At 34.6% G+C, this 19,059-nt stretch carries 21 protein-coding genes; 13 read left to right on the top strand and 8 right to left on the bottom strand.

All coding sequences use genetic code 11. The features are described 5' to 3' along the window. Window positions 1–31: 31 nt before the first annotated feature. Window positions 32–1,423, bottom strand: coding sequence for an IS1182 family transposase (locus COO03_RS10545; protein ID WP_097897137.1), 1,392 nt, complete (start codon window positions 1,421–1,423; stop codon window positions 32–34). Window positions 1,424–1,969: 546 nt separating this feature from the next. Between COO03_RS10545 and COO03_RS10540 the strand changes: the two genes are divergently transcribed. Further along, a complete protein-coding gene (locus COO03_RS10540; RefSeq protein ID WP_097897136.1) occupies window positions 1,970–2,710 on the top strand; it encodes a sugar phosphate nucleotidyltransferase in 741 nt (246 codons plus the stop codon). A 604-nt stretch (window positions 2,711–3,314) separates the two neighbouring features. Here the strand turns inward: COO03_RS10540 and COO03_RS10535 are convergent. Together COO03_RS10535 and COO03_RS10530 are read right to left on the bottom strand one after the other, a co-directional pair. After that, complete coding sequence (locus tag COO03_RS10535; RefSeq protein WP_097897135.1) at window positions 3,315–4,280, bottom strand: CgeB family protein; 966 nt, start codon at window positions 4,278–4,280, stop codon at window positions 3,315–3,317. Window positions 4,281–4,308: 28 nt separating this feature from the next. Further along, window positions 4,309–4,545 carry a CGEA protein gene (locus COO03_RS10530; RefSeq protein ID WP_097897134.1) on the bottom strand — a complete coding sequence of 79 codons (237 nt, stop codon included), beginning with the start codon at window positions 4,543–4,545 and terminating at the stop codon, window positions 4,309–4,311. Between the two features lie 720 nt (window positions 4,546–5,265). Between COO03_RS10530 and rfbC the strand changes: the two genes are divergently transcribed. The 7 genes from rfbC to COO03_RS10495 all read left to right on the top strand — a co-directional run bounded on the left by rfbC (window position 5,266) and on the right by COO03_RS10495 (window position 11,440). Next, window positions 5,266–5,832 (top strand): dTDP-4-dehydrorhamnose 3,5-epimerase, encoded by a 567-nt coding sequence (rfbC, locus tag COO03_RS10525; protein WP_097897133.1) that lies wholly within the window; start codon window positions 5,266–5,268, stop codon window positions 5,830–5,832. Beyond that, the gene (rfbB, locus tag COO03_RS10520) at window positions 5,829–6,809 is read left to right on the top strand and encodes a dTDP-glucose 4,6-dehydratase (protein ID WP_097897132.1); all 981 of its coding nucleotides are present in this window, start codon (window positions 5,829–5,831) and stop codon (window positions 6,807–6,809) included. The genes rfbC and rfbB overlap by 4 nt, the downstream gene beginning before the upstream one ends. Before the next feature lie 12 nt (window positions 6,810–6,821). Beyond that, window positions 6,822–7,682: a dTDP-4-dehydrorhamnose reductase gene (rfbD, locus tag COO03_RS10515; protein ID WP_097897131.1), complete on the top strand. Its 861-nt coding sequence runs from the start codon at window positions 6,822–6,824 to the stop codon at window positions 7,680–7,682. A gap of 432 nt (window positions 7,683–8,114) precedes the next feature. Continuing rightward, complete coding sequence (locus tag COO03_RS10510; protein WP_097897130.1) at window positions 8,115–8,783, top strand: glycosyltransferase family protein; 669 nt, start codon at window positions 8,115–8,117, stop codon at window positions 8,781–8,783. Window positions 8,784–8,974: 191 nt separating this feature from the next. Then, a complete protein-coding gene (locus COO03_RS10505; RefSeq protein ID WP_097897140.1) occupies window positions 8,975–9,721 on the top strand; it encodes a TylF/MycF family methyltransferase in 747 nt (248 codons plus the stop codon). Window positions 9,722–9,905: 184 nt separating this feature from the next. Beyond that, a complete protein-coding gene (locus COO03_RS10500; RefSeq protein ID WP_097897129.1) occupies window positions 9,906–10,529 on the top strand; it encodes a CmcI family methyltransferase in 624 nt (207 codons plus the stop codon). 215 nt (window positions 10,530–10,744) lie between these two features. Continuing rightward, complete coding sequence (locus COO03_RS10495) at window positions 10,745–11,440, top strand: glycosyltransferase family protein (protein WP_097897128.1); 696 nt, start codon at window positions 10,745–10,747, stop codon at window positions 11,438–11,440. A gap of 186 nt (window positions 11,441–11,626) precedes the next feature. On the opposite strand, the gene COO03_RS10490 is transcribed toward COO03_RS10495, so the two are convergent. Then, window positions 11,627–12,958 (bottom strand): ISL3 family transposase, encoded by a 1,332-nt coding sequence (locus COO03_RS10490; protein ID WP_141523308.1) that lies wholly within the window; start codon window positions 12,956–12,958, stop codon window positions 11,627–11,629. Further along, complete coding sequence (locus COO03_RS27545; protein ID WP_097897126.1) at window positions 12,954–13,358, bottom strand: transposase family protein; 405 nt, start codon at window positions 13,356–13,358, stop codon at window positions 12,954–12,956. The genes COO03_RS10490 and COO03_RS27545 overlap by 5 nt, the downstream gene beginning before the upstream one ends. 307 nt (window positions 13,359–13,665) lie before the next feature. On the opposite strand from COO03_RS27545, the gene COO03_RS10480 reads away from it, so the two are divergent. Continuing rightward, complete coding sequence (locus COO03_RS10480; protein WP_097897125.1) at window positions 13,666–14,757, top strand: CgeB family protein; 1,092 nt, start codon at window positions 13,666–13,668, stop codon at window positions 14,755–14,757. Between the two features lie 390 nt (window positions 14,758–15,147). On the opposite strand, the gene COO03_RS10475 is transcribed toward COO03_RS10480, so the two are convergent. Beyond that, window positions 15,148–15,504: a hypothetical protein gene (locus COO03_RS10475; RefSeq protein ID WP_097897124.1), complete on the bottom strand. Its 357-nt coding sequence runs from the start codon at window positions 15,502–15,504 to the stop codon at window positions 15,148–15,150. Window positions 15,505–15,565: 61 nt separating this feature from the next. Between COO03_RS10475 and COO03_RS27540 the strand changes: the two genes are divergently transcribed. Both COO03_RS27540 and COO03_RS10470 read left to right on the top strand, forming a co-directional pair. After that, on the top strand, window positions 15,566–15,700 hold the full coding sequence (locus COO03_RS27540) for a hypothetical protein (protein WP_255287488.1): 135 nt from the start codon (window positions 15,566–15,568) through the stop codon (window positions 15,698–15,700). Between the two features lie 577 nt (window positions 15,701–16,277). Continuing rightward, entirely contained in the window at window positions 16,278–16,952 is a 675-nt protein-coding gene (locus COO03_RS10470; RefSeq protein WP_097897123.1) for a CotO family spore coat protein, read from the top strand. A gap of 63 nt (window positions 16,953–17,015) precedes the next feature. Here the strand turns inward: COO03_RS10470 and COO03_RS28020 are convergent, their stop codons facing one another. Continuing rightward, window positions 17,016–17,666, bottom strand: coding sequence for a CotY/CotZ family spore coat protein (locus tag COO03_RS28020; RefSeq protein ID WP_097897122.1), 651 nt, complete (start codon window positions 17,664–17,666; stop codon window positions 17,016–17,018). Between the two features lie 132 nt (window positions 17,667–17,798). On the opposite strand from COO03_RS28020, the gene COO03_RS10460 reads away from it, so the two are divergent. After that, on the top strand, window positions 17,799–18,155 hold the full coding sequence (locus COO03_RS10460) for a DUF1360 domain-containing protein (RefSeq protein ID WP_097897121.1): 357 nt from the start codon (window positions 17,799–17,801) through the stop codon (window positions 18,153–18,155). A 68-nt stretch (window positions 18,156–18,223) separates the two neighbouring features. Then, the gene (locus COO03_RS10455; protein WP_097897120.1) at window positions 18,224–18,397 is read left to right on the top strand and encodes a cytochrome C oxidase subunit III; all 174 of its coding nucleotides are present in this window, start codon (window positions 18,224–18,226) and stop codon (window positions 18,395–18,397) included. Between the two features lie 187 nt (window positions 18,398–18,584). On the opposite strand, the gene COO03_RS10450 is transcribed toward COO03_RS10455, so the two are convergent. Further along, window positions 18,585–19,052, bottom strand: a complete 468-nt coding sequence (locus COO03_RS10450; RefSeq protein ID WP_097897119.1) for a CotY/CotZ family spore coat protein — start codon at window positions 19,050–19,052, stop codon at window positions 18,585–18,587. Window positions 19,053–19,059: the final 7 nt, after the last annotated feature.

The raw sequence follows: 19,059 nt of genomic DNA, 5'->3' as shown, positions 1-19,059 counted from the left end.
AGGGTTTCCCAACACTCTGTGAAAATGTCACCTAAAAGGTGACATTTTCACTTTCTATTTCCTCTGTAATTTGATAAGTTAGATGTAGACCAACTTCCTTTAGCGAAAGTAGTTTGGTCCACTTTATCAAGTTTTGGATGATGGCTGTCAACAAAGCCTGTATAGTTACTTTTTGAACTCCACGGTAACGGGCGAAACGTAAACCGTGGAGTTCTTTACTTTGTGCAAAACTAAGTTCCACAGTGGAAGGCCTCACAAACCGTAAAATTTTCCCTCTATATGATAAGCGCTGAACCCTCAATCTATGATAAATTTCTTCGTGGACAGAGATACGTAAAACACGATCTGTTTTTTTCGCAAAAGGACACCCTGTACAACTTCCTTTTTCAGGCTTGTATTCATGATACCCACTTCTTGTAGTCGTTTTATAGTGAAATGGAATTCCGCATGGACAAGCATATACATCTTGATTTACTTGTTTAAATTGTATCTTTTTACACTCTGGATGTTCTTTATTTGCATAACGACGATAAGAAATATAGGAAAACAATTCTTTTTCAAACAATCCTTCCGCCAATCGGGCATTATAGTAGCCAGCATCTAACGCAATTTCTTTCGGATAATATCCTAATCGTTCTTTTACACGTTCTATTCGGTTCAGTAAAATACGATGTCCCGGGACATTTGCCGGTGTGATATGCGTATCAATGATAAAATTGTGTAAGACATCTACAATTCGGTGCTCAAAATAAGCGAACCGTCCCCTGGCATCATGTTTTACAGAGAGACGTGCATCTGGATCGGTCGGACTTTTAAGAATGCGTTTTGTTTCGATTTTTACTGGCTGAGGAAGGAAGGGTTTCTTCCCTTTTTCTATTCTTCGCTTGTTCACTTTCTCTAAAGTATAAGAATCTTCTTTGACTTCTACTTCTTGTATCCAAACTTCACGATTTCGCTTATTTGCATTTGCCTTCAGCTCGGTTTCATCCGCAATCCAGGTGTCTCGGGATAAAAAGCCATCTTTTTGAATTTGATTTAAGATATGATGAAAAAGATCTTCCCAAATGGAAACACCCTGTATTCGATGATTGAGAAATTTAGAAATTGTGGAATGACATGGGATTTTCGCATGTGGAAAAACTCCTAAAAACCATCTGTATGTAGCGTTTTGTTTAACTTGTTTACATGTGAAACGAACGGAACGAAACCCTTCTACATATTGAATCAGTAAAATTTTCACCATAATCAGTGGATCTACAAAAGGGCGCCCCACAGAAGATTGGTAGAAGGGCTTAACTAACTTATAGACAATATTCCAATTCATTTCTTTTTCAATACGAACTAAATGATGGTCTTGGTCATACATAGCTTCATAAAATTTACGATTTTGTGTAATCTCGAGATTTTGTTGGTTATAAAACATGAAAACTCCCCCTTTCTTTCTATTTTTCTAAAACAGGGGGAGTTTTTAAAGTATTTTATTTAAGAATTGTATTGACAGAGTTGTTTTTCAACACTCTAGATCAAACCCTTGTTACCAAGGGTTTTATTGTTTTATAGAATAAAAAATTAACGTTTATAGAGCGTATGTTTTTTATAATAAATCAACCTATACAGCATTTTGTTTTAAAACCGTTGTCATGAAAAAATCTACTATTGTTACTTCACTGAGTTTTCTTCAAAGGCATTTTAGTAGTTGAAGGTTTCCGAGAAAAGAATAAAAAGATTTTATTCATTAGGTGTCATGAGCATAGCAGGAAACGTATTTATGAAAAGATGAAGAATAAAAATGAACCCTAACGAATTGTATTAATACTGCAAAGAAATTTCATTGATACATTGTGGGATTTGAGGATAGATACAGAAGGGTATCTTTAGATGGTTTGGTAATATGGATATTTCTCTGCTTTTACTTAAATAAAACATCAGGGTACGTTTTAGACTTTTATAGAGGGAAAGGAGCAATCATATGAAAGGCATTATTTTAGCTGGAGGTACAGGATCACGATTATACCCTATTACTAGGGTGACTAATAAACACTTGCTGCCTGTAGGGCGTTATCCAATGATTTATCACTCGGTTTTTAAGTTGAAAGAATGTGGGATTACAGACATTATTGTCGTAACAGGAAAAGAACATATGGGCAATGTAGTTAATTTCTTAGGGAGCGGAACTGATTTTGGAGTTTCATTTACTTACAGAGTACAAGAAAAAGCAGGAGGAATTGCGCAAGCTTTAGGGTTGTGTGAGACATTTATCGGTAATGACAGAATGCTTGTCATTCTAGGTGATAATATATTTTCTGATACATTATTTCATTATGTAAAAGGGTATCAGAAGCAAAAAGAAGGAGCGAAAATTCTTTTGAAGGAAGTTGATGATCCAAAAAGATTCGGAGTTCCTGAAATACAGGGTGATTATATTGTAAATATAGAGGAAAAGCCAAAGAAGCCGAAAAGTTCTTATGCAGTAACAGGAATTTATATGTATGATGCAGATGTATTTAAGATGGTCAAAAAGTTAAGTCCATCTAACCGCGGAGAATTGGAAATAACGGACTTGAACAATGAATATATTAAAAGAGGTACTTTAACTTATGATGTATTAAAGGGCTGGTGGACTGACGCTGGAACTCATGATTCCCTCTATAGGGCAAATACGTTGGCAAAAGATTTATATTTTGGGAATGGATTTGACAGTACACTTTAAGAGGTTGGATATAAAAAAGGAATGCATATTGTAGCTATCGCGGAAGTGATAGCTATTCCATAGGAAATGGATTCTAATATTGTTATTCATTATGTTATTTATTCTGCAGTAACGGATGGTAAGACCTTTTAAAATTTAGCAAAGGTAAAGAAGATAGGTGGGGGATCAATTGTCTGTAAAAGCCAGATTGGTGAGGGCTAATAATCAGTGGGGAACGAAGCCCCCCACTGATTAAAGTTTCACTTTATACAAAGGTAGACTTGGTGGAAACGAACAAGATATGGAGTTGCAAAAGAAATTTTTCAGTAAAACAACATAACATTCAACCTTTTTTCGATTTCTACGAATGAGTTTCGTTGTGGAACATCTTTTTTTGCGTTTTAAAAATTTTTCATCTATATGTTCATGGAAAGACGGGGTGAGGAAATACTTTATACCAAGAAAAAACATCGCTTATCATATCGATGTTTTTTCTTGTTCAAATTTGAAAAGTAAAGTTTGCTTCAAATAAGGTGGAGTTCAAGCATAAATTGTTTGGAGCATAATGAATAGGTACTAAGATTTTATTTTTTCGATAAATTATGTTTGCGATAGAATACGATTTTTATGATTGAATAATATTTATCATTTCTTTCATTCTTTGACTAAATGTGTGCTGTTCTATCACTTGTTTTTGAGCCTTTTGAGCAATAACCTGTCTCTCTTCTTTATTATTCATATAGGTAACCACTTTACATAGACAATCTTCATAATCCCGGTAAGATACCATTTCTTCTTCAGTAAAGAAAGAACGAAGATTAGGTTTTTCCTCTATCAGTTGAAAAGCCCCACATGCCGCAATATCAAACGTTCGGTTATTAATACTTTCGCTAATAATTCCAGATGTGTTTTGATTATACAAGAAACTGTGGCTTCGATGAGGATTTAATACAATGCTGGCCCCGTTGTAAAAATAGGAAACTACTTTTGGATTTATCCATGTATCTTTAATCAAAACTCTGGGGTTGTTTCTCCAGTGTTTTTGTAGTCTATTACGCCATCCCTTCCCAACTAGGACGATGTAATAGTTTGTATTTTTCAAGAGAAAATGGATGAGATTTACCCGTGTGGGATATGGATATCCTACAAGGAGTAAATCGCTTTTGTATGCATGTTCTATTAAGCGAGGTTTAAAAATGGAATCATTTGTACCTAACGGAAAATAATAGGCATTCGGGTGGGCTAATTGATAGTGTTTTAAAGAGCCGGTATCGATGGTAAAGATATAGTCAAATCTATCAATGACTTGAAAAGTTTTATCAAAATAATAAGGATCCTCAGTCATCCAACATGCTAGCTTAATACCATTTTTTTTAAAATATTGAATAGCTTGTACGGAAAGATAGTCTCCTAATATAGTTAGAACCACTTGTGGTTGAAACGTGGCAACAATAGATTGCAGCTTTTCTATAGGTTCTAATGGGTGAAAGGAGATCCATTCATAACTATTATCGTTTAGCCCAGCTTTCATACTGTGATCTAAATAATCGTAAATACCGTGATAACCAGAAGAAATATACAGTAACTTCATTATATATCACCAATTGTAGCAATTATTTTTATTCTTCTGTTGTTATGATGCTTTCAACATTATTACAACTAATTTTTATAATATTCGTCACGCTTGGAGATGGTAAATCTTCTTCTAATGTGACTATGCCAGTCCAGTTATTAAAGTCTATAAGTTTGGCTGTTCCATAAACAAAACCGGATTTACCTACGACTGTTATTATAGTTCCAAGTGGTATGTTGGAGAACTGGCGACAGATGCTACTTTTGCATATTGATAGAACCATAGACAAATACTCCTTCCTTTTCATTAATTAAGTTGATATTTGATAACACTTATACTATATGCAAATAGATAGATTTTTGTGCGAAGAATATCTTAGTAAATACACCCTTTTATAATAATTAAAATATCTATTTCGGGATAATAAATTCCATATATTTAAAAATCGAGAAATCGCCTAGAAACAGCTGGCTGCTTTTTTATGTGCGTGCCAGCTAAGCCAGAACTTAGTATTGGATGTTTTATATCGTTTTAGAATCAGCAATGAAATGAACAAAAGAAATTAATTTTCTACGCTATAATCATATAAATTGTACAAGATTTAGCTAGTACCGTATGGTTATAAGCGGCATATATATCATGTTTAAAAAGTAAAATGAATAAAGAGATATGTTTATGCTGCTATTCATGGGTAGTAATCCGCTGATTAAAGTTGCATTTTACAAGAAGAGGAGGGATTAGATGAGAGGGGCTAGTCTTACTGATGGTACAGGATCACGTCTATATCCCATTACAAAGGTAAAAAGTAATTATTTACTTTCTGGTGGTGAATTAGAAATAACATATTAAAATAACGAGGAATATTGACTTATATATATTAACGGGGGTGATGGAGTGGAGGAGAGGTTCATAATCCTCTTTGGTGTAGCAATGTACTTGCAAAAGACATCCGATCCGAGAAGAAATTTAATGAAAAAACTGAATAATGGAGGTGATGGCGGAAATGAACGTAATTGAAACTTTATTCGAGAATGTACACATTGTAGAGCCAGACATATATAAGGATCATAGGGGGTTTTTTAAAGAAAGCTATAATGAAAAAATTTTCGATCAATTACAAGTGCCATATCAATTTATTCAGGACAATATATCAAAATCGCTGGAAGCAGGGACAATAAGAGGATTGCATTTTCAAACAAATCCTAAGGCTCAAACGAAGCTCGTACAAGTGATACAAGGAGTCATATTTGATGTTATCGTAGACTTGCGAAAAGAATCCCCCACATATAAGAAATGGCAAGGGTTTATATTAAGCGACTATAATCATCGGCAGTTGCTTGTGCCAAAAGGATATGCACATGGCTTTTGTACATTAGTCCCTAACACAATTGTCATGTATAAGGTTGATGAACATTACGATTTCCAATATGATAGCGGGATACGCTGGAATGATGAAGAATTGCAAATCGATTGGCCGGTTAAAGACCCGATTTTATCCGACAAGGACCAGTCATTGCCGTCTTTACAAGATGGTAATCATAATTTTCATTTTAGGGAGAAACGCACATGAATATTTTAGTAACAGGTGGAGCAGGTTTTATTGGTAGTAATTTTATAAGATTTTTAGTTAAGAAGTACCCGCACTATAACATTATTAATTACGATGCATTGACTTATTGCGGCAATTTATTGAACTTAGAAGAGATAAAAGACAGAAAGAATTACCGGTTTATTAAAGGAGATATTCAAAATAAAGAATTGCTTCATTACGTAATAAATCAATATGAAATTAACAGTATTATTAACTTTGCCGCAGAATCTCATGTTGACCGCAGTATTGAAAATCCACAAATCTTTTATTCTACAAATATATTAGGAACAACAACATTACTAGAAGCTGCTCTTGCAAATCAAATTGAAAAATTCATTCAAATTTCTACTGATGAAGTGTACGGTTCATTGGGGGAAACAGGAGTCTTCACAGAGGATACGTCATTGAATCCTAACAGTCCTTACTCTTCTAGTAAAGCGAGTGCTGATTTGATCGTATTAGCTTACTGTAAAACATACGGTTTACATGTAAATATTACACGATGTTCTAATAATTATGGTCCTTATCAATATCCGGAGAAATTGATTCCTCTCATGATTACAAATGCCTTGGAGAATAAACCTCTGCCTGTATACGGAACGGGCAGAAATATTCGAGATTGGCTTCACGTATATGATCATTGTACTGCTATTGATTTAGTGCTGCATAAAGGAGAAAAAGGAGAAATATATAATATTGGCGGAAATAATGAGAATCGCAACATTGAAATTGTAGAGCTCATCATTGAACAGTTAGGCGCCTCTAAAGAGCAAATTATATTTGTAAAGGACCGCCTAGGGCATGATTGGCGATATGCTATTAATGCTGAAAAGATTAAAAAAGAGCTTGGATGGAAGCAAGTCTATACATTTGAATCGGGCCTTCAGGAGGTTATTCAATGGTATAAACGGAGTGAAACCTGGTGGAAGCCTCTAAAATACGGTACATCTGAGTAGAGGGAGAGAGTTATGAAGAAAGTAATAGCGATTACTGGAGCGAAGGGGCAATTAGGCAGACAGTTTGCTGAAGATTTACATGATTTAGGTTATCTGGTTTGTGCTTTAAGCCGAGAAGATATGGACATAACGGATTTTTCAAAAGTCGATCTCATTTTAAGAAAAATAAATCCTAACATTATTATTCATTGTGCTGCATACACAAAGGTAGATTTAGCTGAAACTGAAAGAGATCAAGCATTTCTTGTAAATGCTCTTGGAACAAGAAATGTCGCTGTTGTAGCCGAGAAGATGTCAGCTAAACTTGTTTATATTAGCACCGATTATGTATTCGATGGGAAAAAAGACACTGGCTATGATGAGTTTGATACTCCTAATCCGATAAACGTGTATGGAGCCTCAAAATATGCAGGAGAAAATTTTGTTAAGAATTTTCATTCACGCCATTTTATTGTGCGTACTTCTTGGCTTTACGGAAAGTATGGAAATAACTTTGTTGAAACGATGCTGAAGCTTGCAAAAAACCAGCTGGGGATTAAAGTAGTGAATGACCAAACAGGATCCCCAACCCATGTAAAAGATTTAGTGCAATGTGTGAAAGAGTTGATGGAGACAGAACTATATGGAACGTATCACGCATCCAATGCTGGGGCTTGTACATGGTATGAGTTTGCTAGGGAGATATTTTCTTTATGTAATATAAGTGTTAATACAACACCCATTTCTACGAAGGGATTTGGCGCGGGGGCTCCACGTCCTGCTTATTCGGTTTTAAATCCTTGTGCGCTGCGTTTGAATAGACTCGATTTAATGAAACCTTGGCAAGAAGGGCTGGGGGAATATTTGAAAGAAAGGGAAACGAGTAGACTGTGATGTTCTTATTTGCTTAGTTCCCAAAGTATGCTGCACTAAAAATAATGCTAACTTCTAATAAGTGTTTTAAGAGCGAAGGACAATAGGTTTTTTCAATGTAAAAGGAAAGGTATTATCGCGATAGACTTAGCTATTTAACGAAACATCACATGGGGAATTGATCTATCCCTAGCAAATCTAATCTTTATGTACGTGGGTGAATATCTGTAGAAAAACGTACATGACATGGTGGAAGCGGGGGAAGGGAACAGAACTTTAGCATTACCTTGTTGCTAAAGTTAAATATCCGTGTAAATTCCAATATTATAGATATAATTCGTATAAAATAAAAAATTTCAATTTGATAACCAAAAGAAGTTGATCGCATAATTTAAAGAAGGATACTTAAAAGTGTGAAAAAATTCTAATTCTGAAATTATAGGAGAAAGTTAGATGAATAATAACAAAGTAAGCTTCATATCTTGTGTCAATAATTTTGAAGAGTACAATACAGCATTACATTATATTGATACTTTGAAGGTTCCTCATGGTTATGAGATTGAAACCATAGCTATTGAAAAAGCAACCAGTCTTACATCTGGATATAATGAAGCAATGAAAAAAAGTGATGCGAAATATAAAGTTTATCTTCATCAGGATGCTTATATCCTAAATGGGAATTTTATATCTGATGTGATTACGTTATTTGAGAAATATCCTAAATTAGGAATGCTTGGGCCGTTAGGTGCAAAAAACTTACCAAATGGAAATATGATACATAGTTCTCATATATATGGAATTATGTATCATACTCCAAAAGGGAAAGGTATCCTAGAATTAGGATCGGCCCGTAAGGTAATAAATGATTATGAGAAAGTACTGGCTATTGATGGTGTAATCATGGTTACTCAGTATGATCTTATGTGGAGGGAAGACTTGTTTAAAGGTTGGCATTTCTATGATGTTTCTCAAAGTTTAGAGTTTGTGAAAGCTGGCTATGAAGTGGGGGTTGTTAAACAAGAACGCCCATGGTGTTTTCATGATACTGGTATTATAGACTGGACTGGTTATGAGGAAAATAGAAACATTTTTGTTCAAAATTATAGAGAATATATTATTTAAAAGCAAAATAAATGTTTTTTGAATATATAAGAAATCAAATAGGAGAGCTGAATCAATAGGATGTTTTTGTATCGAAAATAGTATAGTATATTGGGAACTTAGAATAATTCATAATTATAGGAATAAGTATAATTCTATATAGGATTTTACATAAAGGAGCGGATATTGTGCATATAGAACAAGGTAGAGAAATGTATATTGAACTGTTGAAGAAGACCATCTTATTCGAAATTTGGCAAGAGCATGAAGTAGATTTTCTTTCGGGGGGGGCTAGTAATCGAACAATGCCTGCAGATCCCGAAAAAAAGAGAATGGGAGAAATCTGGCCGAAATTTTCTCACAGTATGATCGGACGTATGCGTATGGATAATTTACAGATGTGTATGGAAACGGTTCTAAACGAAAATATAGAAGGAGATTTTATTGAAACAGGTGTGTGGCGAGGAGGTGCCTGTATCTTTATGTGTGGTTTTTTAAAGGTTCATGGAATTGAAGACCGCAAGGTATGGTTAGCGGACTCGTTTCAAGGATTGCCAGCTCCAAATGAAATAAAGTATCCGAGAGATAAAGGCGCCGGGTTTCATACGTTTGATTATTTGCGTGTCTCCCTAGAGCAAGTAAAAGAGAATTTTCAAAAGTATAACTTGCTTGATGAAAATGTTCGATTTCTAAAAGGGTGGTTTAAGGATACGTTACCTATTGCTCTAATTGATAAATTAGCAATTTTACGATTGGATGGTGACCTTTATGAATCTACAATGGATAGTTTGACAAATTTATATGATAAGGTATCAAAGGGGGGGGTTATTATCATCGATGATTATGCATTGCCTACTTGTGAACCAGCAGTTACAGATTTTCGTAGAGAACGCAATATTACAGAACCTCTTATTCGAATTGACAATCATGCCGTATACTGGCGAAAATCAAAAGATTAATTTTTTTAGATGTTGATTCTTCTCACGATTTTTTACTTTATTCGTTATGAATGTATTCTTAGTTTTTATAGGTAACTTTTCTGAATGTTTAAAATGAAACGGTGGATAATTCAACATTTAAACATATTATATTCTTGGTGTATTTTATAGAATAAAACGAAAATGTAGATGAGGGGTGTTCTATATGTATAACCTTATAGAAGAATTTCACAAATATTACTATAATAGCTTAGTATGGGCTACGAGCACGAAATGGTTAGGGGTTCCAATGCAAAAATGCCCTTTAGATTTATTTTTATATCAGGAAATGATTTATGAAATCAAGCCTGACCTTATTATTGAATGCGGGACACACAGTGGAGGAAGTGCGTTATTTTTTTCATCAATGTTGGATTTAATTCAAAAAGGGAAAATTATTTCCATTGATATAGCACCTCAGCCTAATCTTCCTACTCATCCACGATTAACTTATTTACAAGCATCTTCAATATCTCCTGAAGCGATAGAAAAAGTCCGAAGCATGATTAATCCTGGAGATGTAGTAATGGCGATTTTAGATTCCGATCACAGCAAAAATCATGTACTTGATGAATTAAGACTATACAGTAAATTCGTTACAATAGGAAGTTATTTAGTTGCAGAGGATACGAATATAAATGGTCATCCCGTATTACCGAATTGGGGGCCAGGACCGATGGAAGCCTTAGAGGAATTTTTGGGGGAGAATAATGAGTTTGTCATAGATGAAAGTAAGCATAAATTCTTTGTAACTTTCCACCCTAAAGGATTTTTATACAAGGTAAGATGAGGAATGTAGTATCTTAAAAGAAACTGTTTGCAAGTTTTTTATTGCAGAGGAAGGGCTTTTATTTAAGTCAGAGTGAGAGAATGTATATAAAATTATATGGAAATCACATGTTTTTAATTAACCGAAAGGAGGTTATTGCATATTTTAAAAGGAAGAATTAAAAATATGAAGAAGAAAAAGTAACTATAATTTTTAGACTAATAGGGGACAAATTGATGGATAATAAAAAAGTGTGTTTCATATCCTGTGTGAATAATTTTGATGAGTACAATATAGCTTTACAGCACATTAAATCACTGAAAGTTCCTAACAATTATAAAATTGAGATACTAGCTATTGAAGATGCTGTTAGTCTTACATCTGGATATAATCATGCAATGAGAAAAAGTGATGCTAAGTATAAGGTTTATCTTCATCAAGACACTTATATTTTAAATACAGACTTCCTATACGATGTGATTACATTATTCGAGAAATATCCTATATTAGGAATAGTTGGTGTATTAGGGGCGAAAGGAGTACCAAGTATCTCTGGGTGGCCACCTAGATTGACGTACGGCGGATTATATTTTGCTCCTTCAAAAGATAAAAAAGAGTTACTATTGTTTAATCGTATAATAAATGACTATGAGCGAGTGATGTCTATTGATGGTTTCATCATGATCACACAGTATGATATTGCGTGGAGAGAAGATATATTTAAAGGGTGGCATTTTTATGATATTTCCCAAAGTTTGGAGTTTATAAAAGCTGGATATGAAGTAGGTGTTGTTAGACAAGTAAGTCCATGGTGCCTTCATGATTGTGGTGTTATAAGTACAGAAGGTTATGAAGAAAATAGGAACATCTTTCTACGAAGTTATGATACTTACATTAGGAATAATCAATGGCGTTTGTTCTGGAATTTATAACTTGGTAGGATGGCTATTGTTACGATAAATGAATTTTATAAGGGTGTCTATAGATATGCAATATAGTTTAGGAAGATTACAAATTTTTTAGCGTACTTGGATATAAATAATTATTAGAAGAAGCCACTTGTAATACGAAATAGTACATTTTTGTTTTTGTTAATCTAAAACTGGTTCTTTCCAAAGTTAGTTGAAAAGAACCTCTTTCTCATATTCTAGTAGTAAGATTTTGTTTCTCAATAAATCGAACAGACAACGACCATACATGGTGCGCTTTATCAACTTTAATTTATTGATTTTCCCTTCGGCTAGACCATTATTATATTCATAAGCGATGGCATTTTTCACAGCTGTCAAATCTCTTTCTATTCCATTGATAAAGCTATTGAGCGGTTGAATATCTAGTGCAGTCGCTCGTTCAATCCAGCTTTGCAGTGCATCGTTTCTTTTTTGTCTCAGGATGTCCCTAAAGTCATTCACCAAGTTTGTGACGGATTCGATTTTCGAATGCAACTTGTAAATTTCTTTTATTTGTTCTTCAGATAATTTGATTTTTGTTTTCTCCGAGCAGAACAAAAGAGCGATAATCTCTTTTCGCTTCACGAATTCGAACTCCGTATCATGTAACAATTGAGGGTCTTCAAAGAAAGATTCTTTCAGTTTGGAAATATAATGCCGCACAGTAGAGGTGGAACCTTTGTATCCTTTCTTTCGAAGAATGGCACCAATCTGAACAGATGTATACCTATTGGTTACGTACTGTTTTATTTCTTCTGCATAGGGATCTAGCATGCTCGTTCTCGTTTGCCCTAAGCTTGCATGCATTCCTGTTGTTTCTGGATTCAAATATTTAGAGATGGTTCTGCGATCTAACCCGAGTTGACGTGCGATACTTCGCTTGGAGTTTCCTTGTTTATACAGCTGCCGTGCTTCACATATCTGTTTTTCTTTCTGCAACTTTTTATGTTCATGAGATATTTTCATTGTGCTTATCAGATATTCTTCTTGTTCGCTTAAGCTCATGGATAAAACCTTTTTCACTGTTCTGATATCCATCTGTAAAGCTTTCGCTATTTGGTGAAACGTATAACCAGTATCCATTAAGCCATTCGCTATTTTGACTTTTTTTGTGAATGGTATGTTTAAATTATTCGCGTTCATAAGAGGTGCTTTCTTTGAGGTTTTCACTGGGATTTTGACGTTCGTTTTTATGATGGACTTGAAAAATTCTGTACAATACTTTGTCAGATTTTGAAGCAAGTGAAAGCGGTCGCTTATTTGAATAGCATTCGGATGAGCCCCTGCAATGGAATGAGCATACGTAATAGAACCATCTCTAGAAACAATCTCCAAATTCGGAAAAGTTTTTAGCCAACTTGTCACCTCTTCGCCGTTTCTAGAACGAATCAAGTCAACCACTTGATGTGTATCTAAATCAACCATAATTGTGCCATACGTATGTCTCTTTTTTAAAGCAAAATCATCGATACAGACTCTTTTTACCTGGGCTTTATCAATTTCGATTGTTTTTTTTTAGTAGATTGCAAATGGTGCTTTTTCCAACCTTCGCAATGCCACGGTTCAATATTTTTTCAGCTACAAGCAAACTAACATTTTTGGCGATTTTCATGATTTCTTGTTCCAAGCGAGTGGATTTTTTCGCTTTATAGGGTAAAAATAAGAATTGTTCAGCAAATGTTTTGCGATTATTGATCACATATACAACCTTCTTCCCTTGAATGGGCAAATCATGAAATGTTCTTTCATATCGAGAATGAACTTTGGTCGAAGTTATACTACAGGAAGGACATGTTAATGACAGCTTCTCCGAGGCAACCCGAATAAATAGCGTGTCTTCTATAATTTCGTGTGAGATATATCTAAGGTTTTCATCTAACAATTTTACCACATCATTCATTTTACAGTACCATCCCTCACTTAAATAATAGGAACAGTATGGACAAATTGTTGGAATTTCAACCAACTTTGGAAAGAACCACTTTTAGGTTGCGAAATACACATTTTAGGATTATAAGAATAAATTGTTTATAACAAAAGGGTAGAATAGTAAATATTCTACCCTTTTGTTATAGAGATAGATTGCATTATATCAAGAGTTGTTTTCTGCCATGGAATTATCAAGTCAATTTATATAATAAATTTATTCGGAGGTTAAAAACGCCTTGTGTTGATTATAATCTGAGGAAGGGGTGTATTAAAATATTATGAAAGAAGATTATGTATATCAGAATTTTCATGATAAATTATTGGATTTTAATTGGAATATTTCAAATCATATCTGCACGCGGGATAATGTTGGGGACCTCAAAAAATTAATCATTATATTCGTATCCTCTGAATACGATGTACCATATTGGCCGTTAGAGATGGGGATTATTGACAGCCTGAAAAAGGTAGTTCGAGAACTACATGTAGTATCACCAAAGCAAGATTTACTGCGAGTTTCCCAAAAAGTAAAGCCAGATCTTGTCCTTGTCTTTAGCGGATTCAAGTTACCTTGTCATCAAGTGGAACTGTTGAAGAGGAGTGGAATAAAAACAGCTGTGTGGATGACAGATGATCCATATGTTATAGACCAAAGCAAAAGAATTGCACCTTATTATGATTTTGTTTTCACCCAAGAAATCAATTGTATTTCTTTTTATAAATCGATAGGATGTCAAAATGTTTATCATCTGCCGCTTGCTGCAGATCCTAATGTATTTTATCCGAGGGAGGTTGATGAAAAATATAAAACAGATATTTTGTTTATTGGAGTGGCATTTTCAAATCGTGTAAGATTTTTTGATGAAATTACGAGCTATTTGGCAAATAAAAATATGCTGATTTCCGGTATTGGCTGGAAAAGTTTGAAGAATTATCATTTGTTACAGCAAAGAATCAATGCCAATCATTGGTTATCTCCTGAAGAGACAGCGAATTACTACAATGGGGCGAAAATTGTACTCAACCTACATCGTTCACATGATGACGCGACTATTAATAAAAATAGTGAAAAGATAGAGGCTTTATCTCTTAATCCAAGAACGTTCGAAATATCTGCTTGCGGGGCTTTTCAACTAACTGATATTCGTCCGGATTTAAGTGGATTTTATAAACCTGGCTATGATATTGAAACATATCGTACACCTCAGGACCTTATAGAAAAGATAGAATATTATTTAAACAACGAGGAAGAAAGAAAAACGATAGCTTCAAGGGCTCTAAACAGAGTTCAAAATGAACACACTTTTTTACACAGAATCATAGATTTGCTTGGCGTAGTCTTTCCTGAGAAAGAACTGAATGTAGAATGATAGTATGTAGGATTGGTATAGAGAGGTATTATAGATGAGAACATTCATGTGGCTGTCAAATATTATATTTTGCGGTGAAAAAGAGAAAGCAATGTATAGAAAAATTTCTATACATTGCTTTTTACTAAATTAAATGGAAAATTAGTTTTTTGACTTTGTGGGTAGTTGAAGGTAATTTGCAAAGGTTTTTAGCATTGTAACAATACTTGCTTCATTTGAGTATATTCGGTCTAGCTGTGAAATCAATCTCTAAAATACTCCCACTGAAATTTAGTGGGAGAGGTTCACCTGTTGTAACGCTAGATGGAAAAACGGTACAGGTATTAATAAATATATATTACATAAAACAGTGATCTCAGGATTTTTGATTACAAAATAATGTCTGCAGCACTATAAAGTACAGTCAGTAATTGTTACTCTTTTATCTGGATTTGATATTGGCGGTGTAATTACTATAGTGATTACATCCAAAGGATTATTTTGATTTGTAAATACAAATGTTATTGTTTGTGCTCCTAGAACAGTATTAATGTTTAATGTGAAGTTGTAAATTTGGTTTTCGAGTGCTGCTACTCCCGTAAATGTAGCATTATCTGTGCCTGCATTGCAATTTGTGATACTTGTTATAAATCCTTCAAATCTCGCTGGCATGCCACCTGAGTTTGAGTTAAATTGCACTACAACATCATTGAGATCTGGATTTCCACAATCACAAAAGCGAATTCTTAAAGGATCAATCATTCCCACGGGGTTAATTCCTTGAGGAAGTCCCAATGCTATAGCAGGAAGTGCACCCTGGTTATAAAAAATGGAGCATGTAGTACAATTAGCCGGAGGAGGAGGTGTAGGGCAAGTAGGGCAAGTAGGGCAAGTAGGGCAAGGAGTAGGAAAAGGAACAGAGATAGTGCCAGGGGTAGGACATGGAACAGCTATCTTAAAATGAGAACCATGATGATGTGATCCACAACAATCAAACATATTTTCACCTTCTTTTCTTATTTAGTACATTATATTTAATGCAAACAGGAGTAGATTTGAAATGGACAAATTCCTATTTTTCTATGATAAGGACGTCTAATCTCCTATAGTCCCCCCGAAAATTTAGCTTAATTTGAGACAGGACATTTGAACAGATGTTAAAAAATAAAGTTATAAAACATTTTGAATATATATATCGTTATCTATTTCATGTATAAACACATTTTCTTTATGCAATATTGAATTTGATTATGACTGTTTTTTCTCATGGCAAGGCTGTCGGATATGTAAAGAATAATAAAAGCAGAATCCTTAAAACAGTAGTTCTTTAATTATAGTGATGTAGTCTAATACTTTAAGGCTTATAATCTCAGAAATCACGGTAGGTAAAGGTAATAAGGGAAGCTGATAATCAATTCATATTGTACGGAATGAGAAGATACATGAAATCACATGTCTACATATAAAAAATAAAGCAAATTTCCGTATCACGTGAATATACATCTAACAGTGGGAGTTTGTAAGAATGGGAGGGAAGTGACTTGAAACGGAAACAGAGCAAAGCTAAAGATAAGCGATCGATAATATATATTGCACAACCTACACTTAATGAGGCTAATTTGAACATGCAAAAGACGTTTATTATAAAGCCAGAAAATAAATTGGAATCTGTAGCGGAAGAGGAAAAGGAAAAGAGAATAGATACCAAGGAAGAGGCAATAAGCATCAGTGAAGAAGAGGATGTAGTAATAAAAGCTGGAATGATTGAAGAAGTAAAGGGAGAGGATGTAATAGCAGAAGCTGAAGTGATTGAAGAAGTAAAGGAACAGGTGGAATTTACAAAAGAGCAGCAAACTGATGGTGAACAACTTAAAGATGAGCAACCAGAAACAAGAGTAATGGCTGCAAAAGAGAATAAATTATTTTCTAATCCAATCGTAGCAGAGAAGAAAAATGAGGAAGCAGGTTTATCTAAAGGTGTGCAGAAAAGAAAGTCCTTCAAAGATATGAATAATGAAGAAAAACTCCATTTTTTAATACACAAACCTAAGTATATTCCGAAAGTAAGATGTCAAATTAAAACAGTAAAAGAAAATTTAACTGGATACGTACTTTCTTATGAAGAAGGATATGTAGCAATCAAAATGATGGAGAAAACAAAAGAAATTAAAGTTAAATTCGAAGATATCGTTCACATTAAAATGATGGGCTTATAGGAACAAATATAGAAAGGTGACAGATACTCTGTCACCTCATAGTTTTTTAGTTTTACAATAAAATTACACTCTTCCAATGAAAGTGTCACGCAAACATTGAATTGCACAGAAACATTGTAAGTCAACTGTGATACAGAAGTTAGTAGATGCTAGACCGAAGAATTCTGTAGTAAGTCTAGGCGATACTCCTGAACCTCCTCCAGTATCTCTGAAAGTGATGCCGTTTTGATATTTGCAAATTAAAGTTCTTGCGATTGCTTGGAAATCAGCTTGTGTTGATGGGTGGTTTGTAGTTGGCAAGAACAGTGAAAGCTCTCTTATAAGATCATCTAAGGCACCAGAGCTAAGGTTTGAAACATCTGGTACTAGTACCCTAAGAACTGCACAGCACTCACAATCTACGCTTTCCACGCGTAAAAACGGAGAAGGAACTGGGATAGGCAGCTCAAAAGCATCAGATGTCATAGAGCCCGGATTAATAATGTTAAAGCAGCTTGCTGGTAGGAAAATGACACCTTTTTTATCAAATAGTACGAAAGGGCGAGTATTAGCTAGTGGAGAAGTACCGCTACAGTTTGCGCCTAGAATTGGGTTTTCGCAACCAGTTGGGCAAAAATTATCATGTTGTACGTTTTGTAGTTCGTCAATAAAATTCACGACGTCACATACACAATTAGTATCGTGACAATGCTTTTTGTCATCATTGCAACTCATTCTATACACTCCTTATCATTGAGTTTTGATTTACATTAATAGGATATTGAAGCGGGAGTCAATCGGTTACTCCTCTTACAGAGTTTTTTTTTATGGGTAGAAGTAATGTTAATGTAAAGGTAGGAGAGGGAAATGTTATTTACAAGTTGGCTTATGTTCTTTATTTTTGCATGTGCGGCTTTCCGGTTAACGAGGCTTATTGTTTATGATAAAATTACATCATTTTTGCGTAGGCCATTTATTGAAGAGGTGCAAATAAATGAACCGGATGGTACAGTATCCATTTATACGAAAGTAAAAGGAAAAGGACTCCAAAAGTGGATCGGAGAATTGTTAAGTTGTTATTGGTGTACGGGAGTATGGGTGAGTGCATTTTTACTTTTTTTGTATTATTTTATTCCTAAAGTGGCAGAACCGCTTATACTATTGTTAGCCATTGCAGGTGCAGCAGCTATTATAGAAACGATAATTAGTCGATTTATTGAATAGGAAAATGGGAGGAACAGAGTGGAAAGGTTGTTCATATAGTAAATGGATAGAATTCTACCGCAGGGGAGATGTTTACTATGAGAAATGATCCACAACCAAATCCATATTATAAGGTTCACCCAGCGTATCAAGCTCAATACCAGCAACAAATGCAGCAACTTCAGCAGCAAGGCTTTGTAAAGAAAAAGGGTTGTAATTGTGTAAAGAAAAAGAACACTTCTGATCAACAAAACCAAGGCTAAAAAACACTCACTGGATTGTGAGTGTTTTTTATGAAAGTACTGGAAGGAAGGGGATCGTTATTAGAAGGGGAGAGGATTGAATAGTTAGATATATTCCACTAATGTAGCTGGAAGGGGAAGGAGCTAATTGTGGAGGGAAAAGAAATTACGATTCGTTTATGTATGATTATTAATAATCAGCCGAACTTTAGCAGTTTGCAACAGCTGCATCACGTAAACACTGAATACCACAGAAACAATTTAAATCAACAGTGATAAAAGAAGGGGTTGCACGTAATTTAGCGTGCGGAACAGATAAATAAGTACAGACAGGGTTTGGACTAGTGTCAGGTTCCTTCCCCACGATAACGATTAATGCACGTAATACTGCACAACAATCTTTATCGACACTTTCTACACGGAAAATAGGAGAGCGGCAATTTTTATTTGCAGAAGGGACGTATACTTCAAATGGATTTCCTGATTGCGTGAATAAAATAAATGGGCGTGTATTGGGCATGTCAGTTTTATAATGCGAAGCAAGAAAGGGAATTTCATAACTCGTAGAGTAAGTAGTGGCTGCACATTCTTGTAATTCATGTATGAATAGAACAACGTTACATACACAGCTTGCATCAAAGGATATATCGTTCTCATCGTTGCAATTGCAGCTCATATTGATC

Origin of the sequence: Bacillus sp. AFS098217 (assembly GCF_002551815.1) — a bacterium.
GTDB lineage: Bacteria > Bacillota > Bacilli > Bacillales > Bacillaceae_G > Bacillus_A.
Note: the sequence above shows the minus strand (reverse complement) of the source record. Positions and strands in the feature narration are given on the sequence as shown.